This window comes from Actinoallomurus iriomotensis (genome assembly GCF_030269445.1).
Classification (GTDB): Bacteria; Actinomycetota; Actinomycetes; order Streptosporangiales; family Streptosporangiaceae; genus Actinoallomurus; species Actinoallomurus iriomotensis.
Map to the genome: position 1 here is coordinate 336,864 of NZ_BSTJ01000008.1, position 19,842 is coordinate 356,705.

Annotated in this window: 18 protein-coding genes and 2 pseudogenes; 11 read left to right on the forward strand and 9 right to left on the reverse strand. The window is 68.5% G+C overall.

Annotation, left to right across the window (positions count from 1 at the left end; translation table 11 throughout):
• The first annotated feature begins 422 nt into the window (after positions 1–422).
• Positions 423–2,039: a flavin monoamine oxidase family protein gene (locus QSK37_RS31165; protein ID WP_285628330.1), complete on the forward strand. Its 1,617-nt coding sequence runs from the start codon at positions 423–425 to the stop codon at positions 2,037–2,039.
• A 170-nt stretch (positions 2,040–2,209) separates the two neighbouring features.
• Here the strand turns inward: QSK37_RS31165 and QSK37_RS31170 are convergent, their stop codons facing one another.
• From QSK37_RS31170 to QSK37_RS31185, 4 genes and pseudogenes are all read right to left on the reverse strand, one after another.
• Positions 2,210–2,878, reverse strand: coding sequence for a response regulator (locus tag QSK37_RS31170; protein ID WP_285628333.1), 669 nt, complete (start codon positions 2,876–2,878; stop codon positions 2,210–2,212).
• Positions 2,875–4,116: a sensor histidine kinase gene (locus tag QSK37_RS31175; protein WP_285628336.1), complete on the reverse strand. Its 1,242-nt coding sequence runs from the start codon at positions 4,114–4,116 to the stop codon at positions 2,875–2,877. Before QSK37_RS31175 ends, QSK37_RS31170 begins: the two co-directional genes overlap by 4 nt.
• Positions 4,106–4,720, reverse strand: coding sequence for a hypothetical protein (locus QSK37_RS31180; RefSeq protein WP_285628339.1), 615 nt, complete (start codon positions 4,718–4,720; stop codon positions 4,106–4,108). Before QSK37_RS31180 ends, QSK37_RS31175 begins: the two co-directional genes overlap by 11 nt.
• A gap of 157 nt (positions 4,721–4,877) precedes the next feature.
• Positions 4,878–5,417: pseudogene (locus QSK37_RS31185) on the reverse strand (ATP-binding cassette domain-containing protein); the annotation flags it as partial.
• 281 nt (positions 5,418–5,698) lie between these two features.
• Here QSK37_RS31185 and QSK37_RS31190 point away from each other — a divergent pair.
• Together QSK37_RS31190 and QSK37_RS31195 are read left to right on the forward strand one after the other, a co-directional pair.
• Positions 5,699–6,952 (forward strand): alpha/beta hydrolase family protein, encoded by a 1,254-nt coding sequence (locus QSK37_RS31190; RefSeq protein ID WP_285628345.1) that lies wholly within the window; start codon positions 5,699–5,701, stop codon positions 6,950–6,952.
• A gap of 235 nt (positions 6,953–7,187) precedes the next feature.
• On the forward strand, positions 7,188–7,361 hold the full coding sequence (locus QSK37_RS31195; RefSeq protein WP_285628348.1) for a hypothetical protein: 174 nt from the start codon (positions 7,188–7,190) through the stop codon (positions 7,359–7,361).
• 279 nt (positions 7,362–7,640) lie between these two features.
• Here the strand turns inward: QSK37_RS31195 and QSK37_RS31200 are convergent, their stop codons facing one another.
• Both QSK37_RS31200 and QSK37_RS31205 read right to left on the reverse strand, forming a co-directional pair.
• Entirely contained in the window at positions 7,641–8,279 is a 639-nt protein-coding gene (locus QSK37_RS31200) for a hypothetical protein (RefSeq protein WP_285628351.1), read from the reverse strand.
• A 59-nt stretch (positions 8,280–8,338) separates the two neighbouring features.
• On the reverse strand, positions 8,339–9,130 hold the full coding sequence (locus QSK37_RS31205) for a DUF7662 domain-containing protein (protein WP_432705616.1): 792 nt from the start codon (positions 9,128–9,130) through the stop codon (positions 8,339–8,341).
• A 211-nt stretch (positions 9,131–9,341) separates the two neighbouring features.
• On the opposite strand from QSK37_RS31205, the gene QSK37_RS31210 reads away from it, so the two are divergent.
• On the forward strand, positions 9,342–9,836 hold the full coding sequence (locus QSK37_RS31210) for a hypothetical protein (protein WP_285628357.1): 495 nt from the start codon (positions 9,342–9,344) through the stop codon (positions 9,834–9,836).
• 461 nt (positions 9,837–10,297) lie between these two features.
• Here QSK37_RS31210 and QSK37_RS31215 read toward each other — a convergent pair whose 3' ends face one another.
• On the reverse strand, positions 10,298–11,614 hold the full coding sequence (locus tag QSK37_RS31215) for an MFS transporter (RefSeq protein WP_285628360.1): 1,317 nt from the start codon (positions 11,612–11,614) through the stop codon (positions 10,298–10,300).
• Between the two features lie 551 nt (positions 11,615–12,165).
• On the opposite strand from QSK37_RS31215, the gene QSK37_RS31220 reads away from it, so the two are divergent.
• A complete protein-coding gene (locus tag QSK37_RS31220; protein ID WP_285628363.1) occupies positions 12,166–12,381 on the forward strand; it encodes a hypothetical protein in 216 nt (71 codons plus the stop codon).
• A 383-nt stretch (positions 12,382–12,764) separates the two neighbouring features.
• Here the strand turns inward: QSK37_RS31220 and trpD are convergent, their stop codons facing one another.
• On the reverse strand, positions 12,765–13,805 hold the full coding sequence (gene trpD / locus QSK37_RS31225; protein ID WP_349498002.1) for an anthranilate phosphoribosyltransferase: 1,041 nt from the start codon (positions 13,803–13,805) through the stop codon (positions 12,765–12,767).
• Positions 13,806–14,065: 260 nt separating this feature from the next.
• On the opposite strand from trpD, the gene QSK37_RS31230 reads away from it, so the two are divergent.
• A complete protein-coding gene (locus tag QSK37_RS31230) occupies positions 14,066–14,827 on the forward strand; it encodes a hypothetical protein (RefSeq protein WP_285628369.1) in 762 nt (253 codons plus the stop codon).
• 22 nt (positions 14,828–14,849) lie between these two features.
• Here the strand turns inward: QSK37_RS31230 and QSK37_RS31235 are convergent, their stop codons facing one another.
• The gene (locus tag QSK37_RS31235) at positions 14,850–15,140 is read right to left on the reverse strand and encodes a hypothetical protein (protein ID WP_285628372.1); all 291 of its coding nucleotides are present in this window, start codon (positions 15,138–15,140) and stop codon (positions 14,850–14,852) included.
• Between the two features lie 20 nt (positions 15,141–15,160).
• On the opposite strand from QSK37_RS31235, the gene QSK37_RS31240 reads away from it, so the two are divergent.
• The 5 genes and pseudogenes from QSK37_RS31240 to QSK37_RS51855 form a co-directional block, all read left to right on the forward strand.
• A complete protein-coding gene (locus QSK37_RS31240; protein WP_285628375.1) occupies positions 15,161–15,676 on the forward strand; it encodes a uridine kinase family protein in 516 nt (171 codons plus the stop codon).
• Between the two features lie 363 nt (positions 15,677–16,039).
• Complete coding sequence (locus QSK37_RS31245) at positions 16,040–17,203, forward strand: sensor histidine kinase (protein ID WP_285628377.1); 1,164 nt, start codon at positions 16,040–16,042, stop codon at positions 17,201–17,203.
• A gap of 2 nt (positions 17,204–17,205) precedes the next feature.
• Positions 17,206–17,892 carry a response regulator gene (locus QSK37_RS31250; RefSeq protein WP_285628842.1) on the forward strand — a complete coding sequence of 229 codons (687 nt, stop codon included), beginning with the start codon at positions 17,206–17,208 and terminating at the stop codon, positions 17,890–17,892.
• Positions 17,893–18,018: 126 nt separating this feature from the next.
• A complete protein-coding gene (locus tag QSK37_RS31255; protein WP_285628381.1) occupies positions 18,019–18,942 on the forward strand; it encodes a CPBP family intramembrane glutamic endopeptidase in 924 nt (307 codons plus the stop codon).
• Between the two features lie 538 nt (positions 18,943–19,480).
• Positions 19,481–19,702: pseudogene (locus tag QSK37_RS51855) on the forward strand (alpha/beta fold hydrolase); the annotation flags it as partial.
• Positions 19,703–19,842 lie beyond the last annotated feature (140 nt).

The following is a 19,842-nucleotide window of genomic DNA, read 5'->3' on the forward strand; positions in this document are numbered from 1 at the left end:
CGACCAACCGGCGCTTCGCCGCCTCGTCGGCGATCTCATGCGGACGTGTAGCGGCCACCGCCGCCAGCGCAGCCGACACCCAGCTCGTCCAGCAGCCTGTCCCCGTCCACGGGTGAATTCGCAGGTAGGGACTGGTGGGGTGCCCGGGGCTCGAACCCGGAACCTATGGATTAAAGGCTGGATGACGGGCGGTATCGCGACGTAGATACACGTCGTCTCACCGGTCGACAGCACGTTTTCGCACATCAGGACCCAGATTCATGGCCTATCGCACTACATCAGCTGCGAAAGCCAGGTAACGCGCACGAAACGCCTGAATGAGGTGGCTCGTAACACGCCGATGTGAGGATCTCTTCGTCTTTCAAGATCACCACCGGTGCCCAGACACCGGTGGTGCGTCCTATTGAAAGGGGATCCGCCAGATGGCAGAGCCTCAGCCGGGAACGGGCACCAGCCGACGTAGTTTCCTGCGGGCCGTCGGCATCACCGGTGGTGCCGGGGCCATGTTCGCCACCATGGGAGCCCTCGATCTCGCCCCCACCGCCGCCTACGCCGCCGAGAAGGAGGCGCCCTTCATCGCTCCTCGACGCGGTGACTTCACCCTCCAGGGCCGGGGCGGCAAGCCCGCCAAGGTCGTCGTCATCGGCGGCGGCATAGCCGGCCTCACCTCGGCGTACGAGCTCGGCAAGGCTGGATACAAGTGCACCGTCCTCGAGGCCCGCGACCGCGTCGGAGGTCGCAACTTCACCGTGCGCGGCGGTGACACCGTCACCGACCTGAACGGTGTCACCCAGAAGGTGACCTTCAGCCAGGGGCAGTACATGAACTGCGGCCCGGCCCGTCTCGCCCAGTGGATGGTCACCCTGGACTACTGTCGAGAGCTCAAGGTGCCGGTCGAGGTGTTCACCAACACCAACGCCAGCGCACTCATCTACAACGAGTCCACCGGCATGGAGACCCCGGCCGCCTACCGTGCCGCCAAGGCGGACGTGTACGGCTACGTCTCCGAACTGCTCGCCAAGGCCACCAACGCCGGCGCCCTCGACGCCGAGCTGACCGCCGACGACAAGGAGCGGCTGCTCACCTTCCTGAGGAGCTACGGCTCCCTCGGCTCCGACTACAAGTACACCGGCACCGAACACCGCGGCTTCAGCGTCGATCCCGGCGCCGCGGGCACCCCCGGCGTCGAACTCGGCGACGTACCGTCCCTGACCGAGGTCTTCGCCTCCAACGTCGGGCGTTACTTCTCCTTCGAGTTCGGCTACGACCAGGCCATGCTGATGTTCCAGCCGGTCGGCGGCATGGACGCGATACCAAGGGCGTTCGCAAAGGCCATCGGACCCGACAAGATCCTCACCGGCGCCGCGGTCACCGACGTCAGGAACACCTCCGACGGCGTCGAGGTCACCTACACCCGTAACGGCAGGACCAAGGTCGTCGACGCGGACTACTGCATCGCCACGCTGGCGCCCTGGATCCTCGCCCGGACCTCCCACAACCTCGGCTCCGCGGTGCAGACCGCCCTGCAGGCCGTGCGGCCCTCCCAGGCCTCCAAGATCGGCCTGGAGTACAAGAGCCGCTGGTGGGAGACCGACTTCAAGATCATGGGCGGTATCACCGAGACCGACCTGGACCTGGACCACATCTGGTACCCGTCCTACGGTCACCTCGGCGAGCGAGGCACCATCATCGGCTACTACAACACCGGCTCCCACTCCGACACCTACTCGGCGCTCGTTCCGGCCCAGAGACTGGAGCGCGCGGTTGCCCAGGGCGTGAAGATCCACGGTGAGAAGTACCGCTCGGAACTCGCGGCCTCGTACTCGCATCAATGGAAGCTCGCCCCCCACATCGAGGCCGCCTGGCACTCCATGTCCGGCGGCCCCGACGCCCCAGCGTTCGCCCCGCTCAACCAGGCTCAAGGCAACGTCTACTTCGCTGGCGACTACCTGAGCTACCTGGACGCCTGGCAGGCCGGCGCGATCTCCTCCGCCCGCAAGGTCGTCACCGAACTCCATCAGCGGGTCCTGGCCGCCTGACCTGCCGTTCCTCTTCCGGCGTTCTCCCGGTAGCCGTCGGTCCGTCCAATGATCTGGCTCAAGCTCTTCTTACGACACTGAAGGGGGCCGCCCTGTTGGGGCGGCCCCATCTGAGTCCCCAGGTCGCTGTTTAAGTCAGGCGCAACGCGGCTGTCCGGAAGCCGTACGGGTCAGCGGGTTTCCGGGGTGACCAGGCCGGTGTCGTAGGCGAAGATCACGGCCTGCACTCGATCCCGTGCACCGATCTTGGCCAGCACGCGTCCGACGTGCGTCTTGACCGTCGACTCTGCCAGGACCAGGCGCTCTGCGATCTCACTGTTGCTGTAGCCCTGGCCGATGCAGAGGAGAACGCCGCGTTCGCGTTCGGTCAGCGACCGCAGCCGGGGCTCAGGTTCTCTGTCCGGTCCGGTGACCGGGAACCGGTGCGCGTACAGGTCGAGAAGCCTTCGTGTCAGGGACGGGGCCACGACGGCGTTACCGTCGGCGACCGCGCGGATGCCCGACAGCAGGTCGCCCGGCTGTGCGTCCTTCACCAGGAAGCCGCTGGCTCCGGCGCGCAGCCCGGCGAAGGCGTATTCGTCCAGATCGAAGGTGGTCAGGATGAGCACGCGGCTGGGGCCGCCGGACGCGACGATGCGACGGGTCGCCTCGACGCCGTCGAGGCCGGGCATGCGGACGTCCATCAGCACGACGTCGGGCCCCAGTTCCGCGGTCATCCGGACGGCCTCCGAGCCGCCGGCGGCCTCGCCGACCACGGTCATGTCGTCTTGGCTTTCGAGCAGCATCCGGAAGCCGAGCCGTTGCAGCGGCAGATCGTCGGCGATCAATACGGCGATCATCGATCCTGCTCTCGGGGGAGCCAGAGGTCGACGTGCCATCCTCCCGAGGGCAGCGGTCCCGTCCGCAGCGTGCCGTCGTACAAGGCCGCTCGCTCACGTATCCCGGTGAGTCCCTGCCCGGTGCCGTCGGCGCCGGCGGCGACCGTGGCAGGGCCGCCGGTGTTCGTCACCGTCACCGACACCCCTTCCGGACCATGTCGTACTCGCACCTGCGCCTCACAGTCCGGACCGGCGTGCTTGAGGACGTTCGTCAACGATTCCTGCACCATGCGATACATCATCAGCTGGTATCCGGCGGACAGGTCATGCGGACTTCCGGTGGTGGTGTACCGGACGGTCAACCCGGTGTCCCGCAGCCGAGTCAACAGTTCGCCGAGGTCGGCCAGAGTGGGCTGCGGCGCCAGAGTCGCCGGCCGTCGCGCCGGATCGCCGTCTCGCAGGATACCGAGCACACGCCGCAGTTCGCCCAGGGCTTGCCGGCTGGTGTCGCTGATCGCCTCCAGCGCCTGTACGGCCTGGTTCGGAGCCTTCGCCGCGGCGAATCTGCCTCCGTCCGCCAGGCCGACGATGACCGACAGATTGTGACCGATGATGTCGTGCATCTCGCGGGCGATCGCGTTTCGCTCGGCGGCCGCCGCGAGCCGGGCCTGCTGATCGCGTTCTCGTTCCAGCAGGGCGGCCTTGTCCTCAAGAGCGGCGATCTCCTCCCGGCGGATGCGGACGAACAATCCGAGCAGAACGCTCGCGGCGCAGGGCATGAGACCGGTGAGGATCCGAAGTCCCAGGCCGTCGCCCGGCCACCACGTGACGTCCGCGGCGATGGCCGCACCGGTCAGCAGCCCGCTCCAGGTCACACGTGAGATCGCCGAGCGCAGGGCCACTCCGTACAGGGCGACGCAGAGTCCCAGAGCGTTGGGTGGCACGGCCCCGTTCCACAGGGAGACCACGGCCGGAACCGCCATGGCGAGCAGAACGCGGAAGGGATGTCTGCGGCGCCACGGCAGGGGGACGACGAAGCCCAGCCACACCGCCCAGGTCACGGGCCCGGCACCGAGGTAGGAAGGCAGCGTGACCAGTGCCAGCGCGATCGGCGGCCCGACGTCCCACCACAGTGGATGACGTGCGTCGACCCCGCGTACGAAGCCGGAGACCAGGCGGACCCACCGGGCCGGCGCGGACGCACCGGTCCTGGGGTCGTGCCGTGGCGAGCCCTTCGCCACGGCGTCGTCACACGTCACGCCGGCTCAGCAGCGCACTCGCCGCGAGCAGGCCGAACAGGACCCAGCCGGCCATCGCCGCGTAGGAGAGGAGTGGCGGCGGCGCTCCGGCGGCCGGATGCAACTCGGTCAGCGGTTCGACGGACGCCACCAGGCCCACGAGCGTGCGCACCATCCCCGGATCGGACGGTGACGCCCGCATGTCGGTGCCGGAGAGCATTGACTGCGAGAGGGCGAAGATCGCCGGGACCGTGACCGCGAAAGCACCGAGCGCCACGGCGCCGAACACGGCGGCCTTGCACCACAGCACGGGCCACCGCCTGGGCACGGCCGTCATGCTGGAACGGATGGTGCCGGTCGAGTACTCGCCGGTCACCGACATGATCCCGAGCCCCGCGATCACCGCGGTCGCCAGGCTCATGCCGAACAGGCCGATCGAGACCGGATCGACCTGCCCTTCGGTTCCTGGGCGGTACGCGCCCGAGACGAGAGCGCCCAGCGCCGCGGTACCTCCGATCGTGCACAGCAGGGGAATCCGGAAGGACCGCAGGGACCACAGCTTGGTCCACTCCGCGCGGGCGACACCCCTCATGGTCAGCCGGCATCCGGCCGTCGTCGCGCTCACGCCGCCCACCCCGTGGCCGCGTCCCGGGTGGACGCGTGGTACTCGACCGAGCCGCGGGTCAACGTCATGAAAGCGTCCTCCAGCGAGACCGGTCGTGGCGCGAGCTCGAACACGGGTACGCCGAGCGTGGCGGCCGTCGAACCGATGTCGCGTGCAGAACCGTCCGTCCTTCGGCCGCCAGCGACCGGAGCAGGTCACGGATCCACCGCACGCCCTCCGGGTCGAGGCCGTTGACCGGTTCATCCAGGATGATCGTCCGCGGATCGCCGAGCAGCGCGGTGGCGATGCCGAGACGCCGGCCCATGCCCAGCGAGAAGCCTCCGACCCGTTTGCGCGCGACGGCGCCGAGACCGACCATCTCGATCACCTCCTCGACACGGCGGCGTGGAATGCGGTGCGTGTGGGCGAGCGCCATCAGGTGCTGAAACGCGGACCGGCCCGGATGCGCGGACCTCGCCTCGAGCAGAGCGCCGACCTCTCTCATCGGCGCCCGGAAGTCGGCGTAGCTCCTGCCGTCGACGGTGACGTGCCCGCGGGTCGGCGCGTCCAGGCCGACGATGAGGCGCATCGTGGTCGACTTGCCGGCGCCGTTCGGGCGAAGAAACCCCGTCACGGTGCCGGGCCGGACCGTGAAGGAGAGATCGTCGACGGCGACCTTGGGGCCGTACCGCTTGGTAAGACCGCGAACTTCGATCATGACGCCGACGCTAGAAAGCGACCATCTCCCCGGCATCCGACCGTGGGCGCGAATCACCGGGCCGGACCGGTACCAGGGTACGACGCACCGGGCACCGCTCCCTTTCCCCTGACCGGGCCGCGCGCGGCCCGGCGAGCCCGCCCCCCATGGCACCCGCGTACCGCGCGGCGGCGAAGAGTCGGGCCCGCGGTCTGACGCCTCGCGCCGAACGCCGATCTAGCGTCGCCGTCAGCAGCCCACCGAGACCGGGCTCGTACTCACCACGATCACCCGAGGTGCCGATGCTCATCGACAACGCACGGAAGACTCTCGCCGCGCTCGCGGCGGCCACGCTGACGACCGCCACGCCGGCGACGGCCACGTCGTCAACGGCCGACCACGCGCACGGGACAGCGGTCTCCGGCCAGAAGGCGACCGCCCCGTTGTACCTCCCGCCGCCCACCGGACCGCACCAGGTCGGCACGGCCTTGCTCCATCTCGTCGACGCCTCACGCACCGACCCGCTGGGCGACGGGAAACGACCACGGGAGCTGATCGTGCAGCTGTGGTACCCCGCACAGGACACCACGGGCCATCCGGTCGCCCCGTACATGCCGCCCGGGGAGGCCGCCCAGCTCGAGGCCGATCACCATCTACCGCCGGGTGCGATCACCGCCGCGACCACGAACAGCCACATCGACGCCCCGGTCGCGGGAGTCCGGCACCCGGTGGTCCTGTTCTATCCCGGCTGGTGCTCCGACCGCACCGACACGACCTTCATCGACGAAGAGCTGGCCAGCCGCGGCTTCGTCGTCGTCGCGACGGCCAGTACGCACGAAGCGGCCGAGGTGGAGTTCCCCCGCGGGCGGCTCGTCAAGGACGATGCCGCGCTGTGCGCCCGAGGCTCCGACCAGGACAACGACCGCCTCTGGAACCGTCTGCAGGCCATACGGGTCCGCGACACCACCTTCGTACTCGACCAACTCTCCCGGATCTCCCACGGAGCGAATCCGGACGCCGAACACCGCCCGCTGCCCGCCGGCCTGGCACGGTCCCTCGACCTGCACCGGATCGGAATGTTCGGCCACTCGCTGGGCGGTTCGACCACCGCCGAGGCGATGCACGAGGACAAGCGCGTCCGGGCCGGCATCGACCTGGACGGATTGGTGATCGGCCCGGTCCAGCGGGCCGGCCTGCGCCGCCCGTTCCTGGTGTTCGGCAGCGGCTGGCACGCACCCGGCGACGGCGGGGACCAGGACCCCACCTGGAGCGTGTTCCTGCCACGGCTGCGAGGCTGGCACCACTGGCTCCGCCTGGACGGCTCGGGCCACTACCGATTCACCGACCTCGCCGTGAACGCCCGCGCGTGGGGCCTGGACGAGCAACTGCCCGCCGAGGCATGGCGCCTGGACTTCGGCGACATCGACGACCACCGTGCCCCGACCGTGGTACGCGCGTACACCGCCGCCTTCTTCGAACGCTTCCTCACCCACCAGAGCGCCCCCATCCTCGATCATCCCTCGCCGGCCTACCCCGAGATCGAGTTCATGCGCTGAGCCCATATGCTCCGCCGGAGGGAACACGGATGCCGCCCTCAACTCGCACCGCCGGGTATAGGCGCGGCCCGTGGCTCACACGGCCTCGGCCGCGCCCACCTCGCGGCGGTCATAGGCTCTACCCCGATTCATGAGCAATGCGTAAGGGGACAAGCATGGGCAACCCGGCATGGGGCCACGGCTACCACAGGGCTTCGATGATGGCTTCACGAAGGGCGGAGTAATCGGTGCCGGGGTGACGATCGCATCTGGCCTCGTCGTCGCGGGAGCCGCCTTCGGGTACCGAAAGCTCAAGGCGAGGAGCTTCGCCAAGCGCGAGCAGGACCTTTCTGCCGAGGAGTCGAACCCGGTCATCGAGGAACGCGCCGGCGACGAGCACGAAGCCGGCGAAGGCTCCACAAGCGAATAGGTTAGCCAGCCCGGCTGATCGAGCTACTGCACTAACGGGGTAAGTCCGCGATCTTACAGGCAGTGACTGGAGGGCTTTGCACGAGCGGAGCCGCAGATAGCGAGGTCCCGAAGTAGCGGAGGCGCCCCCGAACTGGGCGACCGGCAACGTCCAGCGCATTTTCCTGACGAAGGCGCCATGATTATGATCAACTATCCGCTCGTGCCGCTGATCGGGCGCTCATATCGACAATCAGCGTGGTCATGAGGCTTAATTGTGCGCCGTAACCGATGCCGTGGATCAGATCAGCGGGACCATGTCATCGATCAGAGCGAACCGGTTCCCGGCCGCGTAGGCGACCTGGAAGTCGCGTCGAAGCCCGATGGCACTGATGGACAGGTAGACAGGCCGGTACTGGATCAGATATTTGGCCTTACGGAGGGCATCGTTGCCACGGTCGGGCGCGTTCAAATCGACACCCTCATGACCGTAGGTGCCGATCCGGTCGACGAGACCAGGTATGTCGATCGCCCGCTCCTTGACCTCGATGTACCATCGCAAGGCGCCATCAGGGTCGGAGACGGTGATGTCCATAAGCCGGTCTTCCACCGCGATGAGATAGCCCTTGGGCGAGAGCGTCCCATAGACTCGGGCGTATTCGGCGGCCTGGATCAGATACTCCCAGTTGATGGCCGGCGCCTGCGCCTGCTCATTTCGGCTCACCCATGCATAGGGACCTTTACCAGGTGGCAGGCCCTGCAGCGTGAACCGGTATCCTCCGACCGGCTTGATCAGCTCGTCTCGATGGCCCGAAGCCACCAGCGTCCGGACGCCGACTGGTAGCCGCTCGTAGACGGCGTCGAAGTAGGGCTCAGAGACATTCGGATAAGACCACTCGCGGCAAGCGGCGGTTACCCACCCGCGGATGAGCTTACGCATATCGGCTTCTAGCCGTCCCACCGAAACCTCCCAGGAATCGGGCATTGTAGTCAGCCTTTCTAGACGCGACCATCATCTTCGATGAAGAAGATCGTGACATCGATCCGCTGAAGGCTTCCGCGAGTTCGCTGATGAAGGGAGCGATAGGTCGGCACATCCGGTAGGGCGATGGCGATCTCATGGCCGGGATGATCGCTGCACATCAGCATCGCCTTGAGAATCGCCTGCGCGTACCAATGTCGTGCCTGTGTCGCCGGCGCCGTTGGTTTGGTCTCGCCGACGCGGCGCGGATCGGAATACCGTCGTCCCGGATAGCCCTTCACCTCGACGGCGAGGGTCCGGTCACCACGAGTCGCGAGAACGTCGATCCCCTGTTCCTCCGTGGTCGTATCCGCGACGCGCTGGATCCGCCAACCCTCGCTGACGAGGTATGTCACGAGCAATGCCTGGGCCCGCGCCTCAGGCATGCCGTCTTCGGCTGACAATGTTGAAACCATGATCGGCTGGGGTGCCGGTATTGCCGGGCTGGGCCTGGGTTTCCGCGCGATGGGACGGGGACCGCCAACGGTGCTTCGTGTGAATGCCACTCGCCCGACGCGTTGGTCGACCGATTCGACACGCCAGCCTGCGGCCTGCCATGCCTGAGCTTGGACCTTGGAGTCGTTCGCCCACCGTTCACCATGGTTACGCGCAGAAGGAGGAAGCGATCCGACGAGCGCTTCGATCTCATCGAAACTCATCGTGACGCGACTCATCTGCTCAGGTCGTGCGGCCAGATAGCTCTGCCACGCTCGTACTTGGCCATGAGGGCTCCTACACGGCTCCGACGCAACGCTGATGACGTTAGCCATCTCGACCAATCCACGCCATATACGTAGCGGTCATTTACACTCCGAGCCCTGGCCTGAACAGATCACCCGCTCATGCCGCAGGTCGAGCGCACCTGACGGCCAGGCGGGACGCGCTGTCGAGTCGCCCGGCGAGCGCATATCGGACGACTAGTGAATCGGTCCTGTCGTGCGACAGGATGTCCGAGTGTCCGTTGGAGATCTGGATCGGTCGTTGGCGCCGATCGATAGCGGGGACCTGCTCCGTCTGGCCGAGTTGGCCGAGGACGCCGAGAGTGAGCTGTTCCTGCGCAATCCGCGAGGATCCGGCCGGTACTCCGGCCGTCTTCTGTGTCGTGCCCTGTGCCAGGGTGCCGCGCTGCACTACGTGAACGGAAGTAATGGCGTCAAGGACTTCGATGTCTGGTCGTTCTACGCCGAGATCGATGGCTGGCCGTTTCCTCCTCGCTGGCGGGGAACTCGGGATTTCGGACCTTCCAAGTTCGGTCGATACCCAGGAGATCCGCCGCGCTACGAGGGCAGGCGTGTAGACCTTCTCGGCCGCTCACTGCCCGCACTGCCCGGCACTGATCCGACCGACGCTCTGCGGCGATACCTCACTTCTCGTCGAACCGGCACGGCCAAAGCCCTGGCGGCCAAAGCAATCGTCCTGATCACTCCGCGGAACCGCGCCGGCGAAATCGTCTGGCCCGTCACGCCCGCGACCTGACACACTCATCTGCCGCGTCTGAGCGAGTCGTGGCCAGCATCCTCTTCTGCCGCGAACCGCGCGCTGCCGCGCGCCCGGTGGTGTAACTCTCCGTCAGCTTTCACGCTGGCTCACATGCGCATGACCCGGCCGGGCATTGGCGCCGCAGTAAGGGGCCGGGGCACAGGCTGCCTGCTCTCTATTGCGGCGGCCTCCCCGGTGGCTGCGCTGGGACGGCCAGATCGTGGGGGTATCTGGTTGGCTTCATACAGGCTCCCAGCCATCATGGCCCCGCTTACCATCGCGAACCGAGGTGCACGCAGCGGCTCCCGGTCTCCAGGCATCCGCTAGAGCAGCTGCGTGCCGGAGCGGACCCCCTAGTATTGGTCGCTTTGCGAGTCATTGACGGCCCACGACATAGCGACCCGTGGTGGGAGGCTCCACCGCAGTCAGCGGCTTACAGCGGGGCCTTTCGTCGCGAGTCAGGGCACGGCGCTTATGGCATCGGTGGTGCCTTTGTCCTCGCGGGGTGGGGTGTCGAGCAACGTGAGGGCTCGGACGTCACGGCTGCACAGCGGTGCAAGATTCGCGACGGCCAGGACGAGTCCGCAGCCGAGCAGTGTGCCGCGTACGCCGATCGCGCCGGTTGCTGGGGCGACGAGCAAGTATCCGGCGGGTGCGAGCGAGATCTCGCCAATGCTGACGAAGGCCGAGACCCGGCCCTGCTGGTCGACGGGTACAAGTTGTTGCACGGCGGTCTGCCACACGACGGTCGAAACCGACAACCCGGCCGCTGCGACCACCACGGCGGCCATGACGACCGGTAGCGGCGCGCCGGCGGCCATCAGCGGATCCGGAATCGCGAGCGCGGCGGCGCCGAGGCAGTTCACCCACCCAGCGCGGCGGGGACGCCACAGCAGTGACACTGCTGCGCCGGCCGCCATGCCGCAGCCGAGGCTGGAGGCGATGAGACCCCACGCCCATGCCCCTCCGAAGTGTGCTTTCGCCCAGGGCGGGCCGAGGATGCCGTACCCGATGTGCCAGGCGGGGACCATGACCGCCGTACCGGTAAGGCAGGTCCAGATCCAGGAGCGGGTACGGACCGCCCGCCATCCCTCGATCAGATCCGCGCGGATGCCGGCCACCTGACGCGGTACGCGCGGCGCGCGGATCCCGGCGATCAGCAGCGCGGAGGCGAAGAACGAGGTCGCGTTCAACCCGACGCCGTAACCGGCCCCGGCGGTGGCCACGATGGTGCCGCCGATCGCGGGTCCGATGGTGACGATGGTGTGCCGGGACAGTTGCGCGAGCGCGTTCGCCTCGCCGAGCTGGTCCTTGGGGACGATGACGCTCATCAGCCCGGTCTGTGCCGGGGAGCTGAACGACGCAGCGGCCGAGTTCGTGGCGGCCAGCGCCGCCAGGTTCCACACCTGCGCCCGGCCCGCGAAGATCACAACGCACTCGGTGACGGTGACCAGGCCAATGATGACCTGGACGACCGCGATGATCGCCGCGCGGGGCAGCCTGTCGGCGGCCACTCCTGCGAGCGGGCTGACCAGGATTCCGGTGACCATGTTCGCCATGAGCACCATGGCGATCCCACTCGGGCCGCCACCGCTGGCCAGCACGGTGAAGGCGAGCGCTCCGACCTCCATCGTCGTCCCCGCGGCGTTCACCTGATTCGCGATGAAGTAACGGCGGAACCGGCGGTTGTCGCGCAGCGGGCCGGTGATCCGACGCAGATGCGCGGCGACCGGGTCGAAGAAGCCGAGGCGAGCTGTTAAGCCGGACCCGCTCACAGGGTGAGGACACCGACACCGCATCCGATGGCGGGGGTAGCAGGCTCGTTGTCGTTGTCCATATCGCTGTCGCCTCCGATCGTGCCGCTGCCTTCGGGCGGGGACACTACGCCACCGTGGGCATGATCGCTGCTAGTGACGCGAAGCCGGCCTGGCCCTCCTCAGCCTCCGAGACACCAGCCGCCGCCACGCCGTTTGGGTGCCCCGGGGTCAGGTCGATGGCGTGTCCAGACATTCCAGAGCTTCGGTGAGGTGGCGGCGGATGACGAGCTGGCTGATCGCGTCGGTGTCGGGATCATTGAGCCCGTGGAGGGCCTGGAACAGGTACCAGTCGATGATCCAGATCCGGTGCCAGAGGATGCTCCACCGCTCGACCGGCAGCCCACCCCGGTCAGGGAGAACCTCAGGAGGTCCTCCAGCGACGACATAGGCATCCAGCAGAGCCCGGAACTTCGCCGTGTCGGGGACGGTGGTGGTGCCTTGCCAAGAGACCAGATCGAGCAGTCCAGGACCGGTGAACGCGCGGGCCCGTCTACCGACTCACCGACGGCATGCGCGGCGCCACGACCTGGATCGTCCCCGACACCACGCTGCTGCATCCCAGCATTCAGAAGGCTGTCTGTTCCACAAGGGGTGGCACCGTACTGCCGATGCGGGCGTTGACCGACGGCTATTCCGACCAGCATTTCCCTCCGCCGCAGTCCGCTGCCGATCCGGCCCACAGTGAGCGCCTCACGGGGTACCTGAGCACGCGGCAGCAGGGCTGACCGCGAGTAGACGATCCTCTTGGACAGCCTTCAGCCACGTCCTGCTCGTGAAGCATCGCGTACGGGGATGGGTGTCGCCCAGCGGCAAGGTGGAGCGCAGGCCGCCGCAGTCAGGGAGTTATGGAGGAAACGGGTTGGGTGGTGAGCTGCTGCCTGCGCCGGCAGGTCGCCGCCGGCGGTCTTACCGAGCCCGACAACTCCCTGACGTTGGGACTGTCGTACGCCGCTGTCACCGGCCTTGATGGGTCGCTCGGTGGGGGAATGCGGACAGTTGCCGAAGCGGATCGATCAAGGCAAGGAGTGGGAGAGCGTTTTCTCCGAGGTGTGACCGCATCCGCGCGTACGTGCGCTGGCCGGCGTTCGGGCCCCGCCAATCGGCAGAGTCAGGTCCCGATGATCGAGGCGGCGTGCGCCCAGCGGTCCAGCACGTCTTTGGCGCCGCCGGAGTCGATGGCCGCAGCCGCCTCGCCCAGCCCGGCGGCGAGCGCGTCGTGCAGCGCGCCGTTCAGGCCGCGGTAGGAGGCGATCGCGGCGGCCGCGTTGATCAGCACGGCGTCCCGGATCGGACCGGCTTCGCCTTCGACGAGGCGGCGTACCACCACGGCGTTGTGGTGGGCGTCACCGCCGCGCAGGTCGGCGGGCTGGGACCGCGGCAGGCCGAAGTCGGCGGCGTCGATGAGGGTCGAGGTGATGGTCTGGTCCTTCACTACCCACACGCGGGTCGAGGTGGCGGTGGAGATCTCATCCAGGCCGTCGTTCCCACGCACGACGAGCACCGTGCAGCCGCGTGCGGCGAGCACTTCGGCGAGCACGGGCGCCACGTCGGCGTTGGCGCATCCCACGCATCCGAATCGTGGTTGGGCGGGGTTGACCAGCGGTGCGATGTAGTTGATCACGGTTGGGACGCCGAGTGTGCGGCGGATGGGGCTGGCATGCCGCAGCCCGCGGTGGAAGTGAGGCGCGAACAGGTAGCAGATCCCCGCCTGGTCCAGGCAGCGTGCCGCGTCGGCCGGTGACAGGTCGAGGCGGATACCGAGCGCTTCGAGGACGTCCGCGGACCCGGAGGAACTGGAGACCGACCGGCCGCCGTGCTTGATCACCGGGATTCCGGCAGCGGCCACCACGATCGCGGCCATCGTGGAGATGTTCACGGTGTGAGCTTGGTCCCCGCCGGTGCCGACCACGTCGACGGCGTCGACGGTCATGGGGACTGGGCCGATGGCGGACAAGATCGCCTCGATCATGCCGGCCATCTCTTGCGCGGTCTCGCCCTTGGCGCGCAGCGCCACGAGGAATCCGGCCAGCGCCACGGGCTCGACGTCGTCGGCCATGACCTGACGCATCGCCCACCCGGCCTCGGCGGCGGTCAGATCTTTTCCGGCCAGCAAGGCGTTCAGCAAGGCAGGCCACGTCGGCGAGCTCATCGACATCTCCGCTGGGTCGTCATCGGCGAAGCGGCGGCAGGCCGGGACATCGCCGGGCCATGCACGAAGACGCTTTTTTGCGCCGCCATCTGATCGTTCAGCGTATCGACGGCAACTTGGGCAGGCCGGGTAGACGAACGATGTCGGGGCGTCCCGCCGCGCGGATGGAGAAGCCGTGGCGTGCCTGCCGAGTGACGTCGTTACATCGGTGTCACCCTGTGTGTCCACCGTCGCAACGAAGGCTCCGCATCGTGGTTGTCATGCGACTCAAGATCCGCCGTGGCCATGCGCCCGGCCACCGGGGGACATGGCGGCGCGAGGCCGTCGAGTTCGGCGCCCTGTTCATCGCGGCCGGCATCGCGCACGTCTTCTCCACGGCGCTGGGGCATCGCGAGTCCGGCTCGGTGATACTGATCAGCCTCGGCGTCGCCCTGTGTGCGCTCGTCGCTGCGCACCTATGGTGGGCGCACCGCCGGTCGCGCCCTCGGGACGTGATCGCGTCGCCGCCGGCCCGCTTGTGGCGGGTACGCGCCCAGGTACGCGACACACCGGGTCAGCTCGCCGCGCTGGCCGCCGCGATCGCGGCCGCCGGTGGGAACATCATGTCGCTGAACAGCCAGTCCGACCTCGGCGGCACCGTCGACGAGCTCTATGTACGGATGCCGGCACCGATACCGGCCGAGACTCTGGTGAGGGCGCTCACCTCGGCCGGTGGCCGGGAGGTGAGCGTCCTGCCGGCCACCATGCACCAGCTCGTCGACCCGATCACCCGCGCGCTGCTGCTGGCCTCATCCGTGGGGGCCGATCCCCGCCGGCTGCCGGCCGCGCTGGCCGCGATGCTCGACGCGCACCCCCTGCCCGCCGGCCGGGCCCGCAGCCGCGAGACATTGTTGCTGGCGCCCGCGACGGGCCGCCCGATCCGCCTGCACCGGCCGGGCTTGCCCTTCACCGCGACCGAGACGGCGCGGGCGCTCGTGATGCTCGAGTTGGCCCGCCGCCTCGACGATCCGTGCCCGACATGACACTCATGGGGGACTGGTGAGTTCACATCTCCGACTGTCGTCTGATCATTACGGTGTCGGGATGCGACGCCGACGCCTGGTGCGGCGCCACCGCCTGCAGTATCCCGGCGAGCAGGTCATCGATCCTGTCCAAGCCACGCCCGAAGCCAAAGCCGTCGCCGGACAGCGTCCGCGCATCGGCGTATGCGCCTACCTCACCGAGGTCAGCCCTGAGACACTCGACGTCAATGCCAAGCTGTGCGGGGTACGGCATGGCGTCGGCGGAATCGGTCCCTATCTCGAATGATTCGTCCTGGGCCTGTACGTCACTCACACTCACTCCTCGGAGCGGCAATGTCTTCCGCGCAGCGTCTCGTGGCGATCTCCGGGCTTCCCGGATCCGGGAAATCGGTACTGGCCGAGGCGCTGGGCCGCACGCTGGCGGTGCCGGTCGTGGGCATGGACGCTTACTACCGTCCGGCACCGCCCGGCGGATGGGTGGACTTCAGCGATCCGGCCAATCTCGATGTCGACGTCGTCCTCGAACAGATCGACCGGCATCGCGCCGCCGGTACTGAGCTGGTCATCGCCGAAGGCATCTTCGCCCTCACCCTCGACGCCGTGCGCTCAAAGGCGGACCTGAAGGTGTGGCTGGAGATCCCCATGGACATCGGGCTGGCCCGCAAGATGTTGCGCAAGCTGGAGGCCGGAGCCGACATCGCACCCAGCATCCGCGGCTACCTGGAGCGAGGTCGCGCCGGCTACCTCGACCACGTCCTGCCCGGACGTGACCATGCCGACCTGTGCCTGGAGGGCACCCGTACCGTTGACGATCTCGTGACCGAGATGGCGGGAAGGGTCCTGCGATGAACGACCACGAGGCCAGGCCGCGCGGGCGCCGTGGGCGAGGGCTTGGTCCAGCTCCGGCTCGTCCGAACGTCACGCAAACGGCGTGCGCGAACACATGCCGATTCAGTCGCCCGACGGAATTTGGGCACGTATTCGGCACGGTGGTCAGGAGGGGTGGACGACCGCCTCGAGGCGCCGGTCAGCGAGTGGTCGTTGATGTAAGGCCGGGCGGGCGTGTCGGCCCCTGAGGTGTCGGCCTGGAGAGGTTCGGCGCGGCCGCGGGGCGCGGTGCGATCGTCATCGCCAGCGGACGATGCGCCATGACCTGAGTCGGGACGCTGCCCGCGCCGTTAGGCTCTCTGCGTGTTCGGGAACATGCCGGCGATGCCGGATCGGATCCTGCTGATCCCGAGGTGGTGGCGGGCGCGCGTTCTGGCCGTGCGTGACGGTGCGCTGGCAGCGCTCGTCGCGGTCCTGGCGTTCACCCCCGGCGTGGCGCACGAGGGCATGATCATGGCGGAGCACGCCCGCCGTCCCGTCGACGCATTCGCTCTCGTGCTCCTGTTCGCCCAATGCCTTCCCCTGGTCGTGCGCCGTATCCGGCCGGGCCTGTGTCTGACGGTCATCGCCGTCGCGTTCGCCGTCCACGAGATGTTCGGCTATCCGCCCACGTTCGCCAGCGAGGGTCTGATCGTCGCGCTGTACAGCGTCGGGGCGTACCAGGACCGCTTTCGCCGGGTGCCGGCCGTCGCCGGGATCGCCGGGTACATCGTCCTCGCGGTCGTGGTGGAGGCCCAGGGCTCACCCGAACGCCCGGTCGACTTCCTCGCGTTCTTTCTGATCGCCTATGCCGGCAGCTGGTCGGTGGGCGCCTGGATGCGGGCGCGCGCCCGGCAGGAGGCCGAACGCCGGCGGCAGGCCGCCGACGCGGCGATCGCGGAAGAACGTGCGCGCATCGCCCGGGAGCTGCACGACGTGGTGACCCATCACGTGACGAACATGGTGATCCGGGCGGACGCCACCACGTTTCTCGCCACCGACTTGCCCGACCAGGTGGCGAGCGGCCTGGCCGAGATCGGCGAGACCGGCCGCCGTGCGCTGGCCGAGCTGCGCTACTTCCTTGGCGTGCTCGACCCGGTGGACGACGAGCCGGAGCACGCACCGGCGGTCGGGAGCCTGCGGGACCTGGTGGAGGAGACCCGCTCGACGGGACAGCCGATCGAGCTGAGCGAGGTAGGTGAGCAGGGGCCGATGACCCGCGGCGCAGAGCTCGCGGCGTACCGGGTCGTGCAGGAGTCGCTGACCAACGCCCTCAAGCACGCGCCCGGCCGCCGTACGGTCGTCAGGGTCCGCCACGACGCGGCCGAGGTCGACATCGAGGTGAGCACGGATGGCTCCGGTAGTGCCACGCCGCGCTCGGCCGACGGACGCGGGCTGACCGGGCTGCGTGAGCGGGTCAGCGTGGTCGGAGGCGAGCTGCGGGCCGGCGGTCGCGCGGACGGCGGCTTCACCGTGCACGCCCGCATCCCGGCGGAAGGCGGGCGGTGACCATGCCCGACCCGCAGGCGGCGGGGAGCCCGACTCGCGTGCTGGTCTGCGACGACCAGAGCATCATCCGGGCCGGCTACGTCACGATCATCGACGCCCAGCCCGACCTGGAGGTGGTCGGTCAGGCCGAGGACGGCCGGACCGGGGTCGAACTCGCCCGGCGGCTGCGCCCGGACGTGATGGTGATGGACATCCGGATGCCGCTGCTGGACGGCATCGCGGCGACCCGGCTGCTGGCCGGCCCGGACGTGGACGACCCGGTGAAGGTGCTGGTCGTGACGACGTTCAACCTCGACGAGTACGTCTACGACGCGCTACGCGCCGGGGCCAGCGGCTTTCTGCTCAAGGACTCGCGGCCGCACGAACTGGTGGCGGCCGTGCGTACCGTCGCGGCCGGTGAGGCGTTGCTGGCGCCCGCCGTGACCCGCCGGCTGATCGGCCGGTTCGGCTCGCGGGTCCGTGTCGCGGAACGCGAATGGGACCCGGCCGAGCCACTGACCGACCGGGAGCGTGAGGTCCTGACGCTGATCGCGCACGGGCTGTCCAACGCCGAGATCGCCGAGGCCCTCACGATCAGCCACGAGACCGTCAAGACGTATGTCTCGCGCGTCCTGAGCAAACTCGGGTTGCGTGACCGCGTACAGGTGGTGGTCTTCGCCTACCAGAACGGCCTGGTCATTGGGTACTGACCGGCGTTATCCCCCGAGCGAGCTACCCAGGTTGCCCACGTCGGCGTGATGATTCCCGGCCCTGCCGTCCGTAGCGTTTCCGGCGGTTCGGCCCGCATCCGAGGCCGCGACCTGATGGAGGCCATTGTGGGGAAACACGCCGATTCCACGGCGGAGCAGGAACGGGTGGAGCAACAGCGCGGGGAGAAGCCCCAGCGGGGGCCGCGACCGGCGTGGGTGCGCCTGATCGTGCTCCTGGTGCTGAGCGTGGTGGCCGACGGCGTCATCGGCTCGATCTACTCGGGCGTACAGAGCAACGCCGTCGCGCTCCTGATCGTCGGGGTTCTGGTCGGGCCGCTTCTCGCCTGGCTCGTGCTGCTGGGGTACGCCAAGATGGTGCGTGTCCTTGAACGCCGTCAGGCGGGCGAGGTGGGCCGGCCCGGCGCGGTCGCCGAGGTACGCCGCGGGACACTGCTCGGCATCGGGCTGTTCGCGGTCACCATCGCGATCATCGCCGTCTTCGGCGGGTACGGCATCCACGGGTGGGGCAACCTCGCCGCCGCCATCGGCGCGTTCGGCATGACGTGCGCGGTGGCCGTCGTCGAAGAGGTGATGTTCCGCGGCGTGCTGTTCCGCATCGTCGAGGAGAAGACCGGCACCTGGGGCGCGATGGCGGTCTCCGCGATCGTGTTCGGCGCGCTGCATCTGATCAACTCCGGCGCCACGCTTTACGGTGCGGTCTCCATCGCCATCGAGGGCGGGCTGATGCTCGCCGCGGCCTACACCCTCACGCGTACGCTGTGGCTGCCGATCGGGCTGCACCTGGGCTGGAACTTCGCCGAGGGCGGCATCTTCGGGACCAACGTCTCCGGCTCGTCCGACCACACGCTGGGGCTGTTCAAGAGCTCGGTGTCCGGCTCGTCGCTGTTGAGCGGCGGAAGCTTCGGCCCCGAGGCGAGCATCATCGCGCTCCTGGTCTGCGGGACCACGACGGTCCTGCTCCTGCGCCGGGCCCGGCGCCGCGGCCAGATCCGCCGGCGCAAGGCGTCCGCCGCACCGACCCCGGCCTGAGCGATCTCTGAGATTCCGTTGTGGGTGTTGATTCATCGGCCGACGCGCCCGCCGTCCCGTACATCCCATTCGCGGCAGATACCTGCCTGAAAGGCGTGACTTGACGATGAAAAACGTTTTCCCGACCGGCAATTCCCGCGTCGCGGTGGCGATGCCGGTCGGGATCGGAGTGCTGGCGAACATGATCACGTCGTGTTCGTCCGACTCGGATTCGGACTCGGGTAAGCCGGCGGCCCAAGCGACGCTTTCGGCCTCGACCACCGCTACTCAATCCGGGTGGACCGGCGCTGGAGGGCCTGGACATGCCCGGGCAGATGGCACCGACCCTGCCGGCGTCGGTCCTCGACCGGTACGACCTGATCGGATTCGACCCGCGGAGTCGGGCACAGCACGCCGATCAGCTGCCGCCTGAACGACCCCGACCTGGCGGACCTGTTCCCCTACCCCGCCGCCGACGGCTCGATCACGGCCAACGTCGTCCAGGCGCGTACGACCGCGCGGCAGTGCGCCTCGTCGGTGGGCGACATACGGTTCTTCAATACGCCGAACAACGCGGGACCTGGACCGGGTCCGCCAGGCGCTGGGGGAGAAGAAGATCTCCTACTGGGGCCAGTCCTACGGCACGTACCTCGGCGCGATGTACCGCGCGCTGTTCCCCGGCAACACCGACCGGATGATCCTCGAAGGCAACGTCGACCCGAACCTGGTCTGGCAGCAGGAGGCCGCCACCTGGAACAAGGGCATGGCCGACCGGTTCCCCGACGCCGCCCGCATCGCGGCCGCGCACAACGACACCCTCGGGCTCGGCACTGACATCCCCACGGTGACCAGGAGCTACCTGACCCTGGCCGACCGCCTCGACCGTACGCCCGCCCCGGTGCCGGGCACGACCATGTCCCT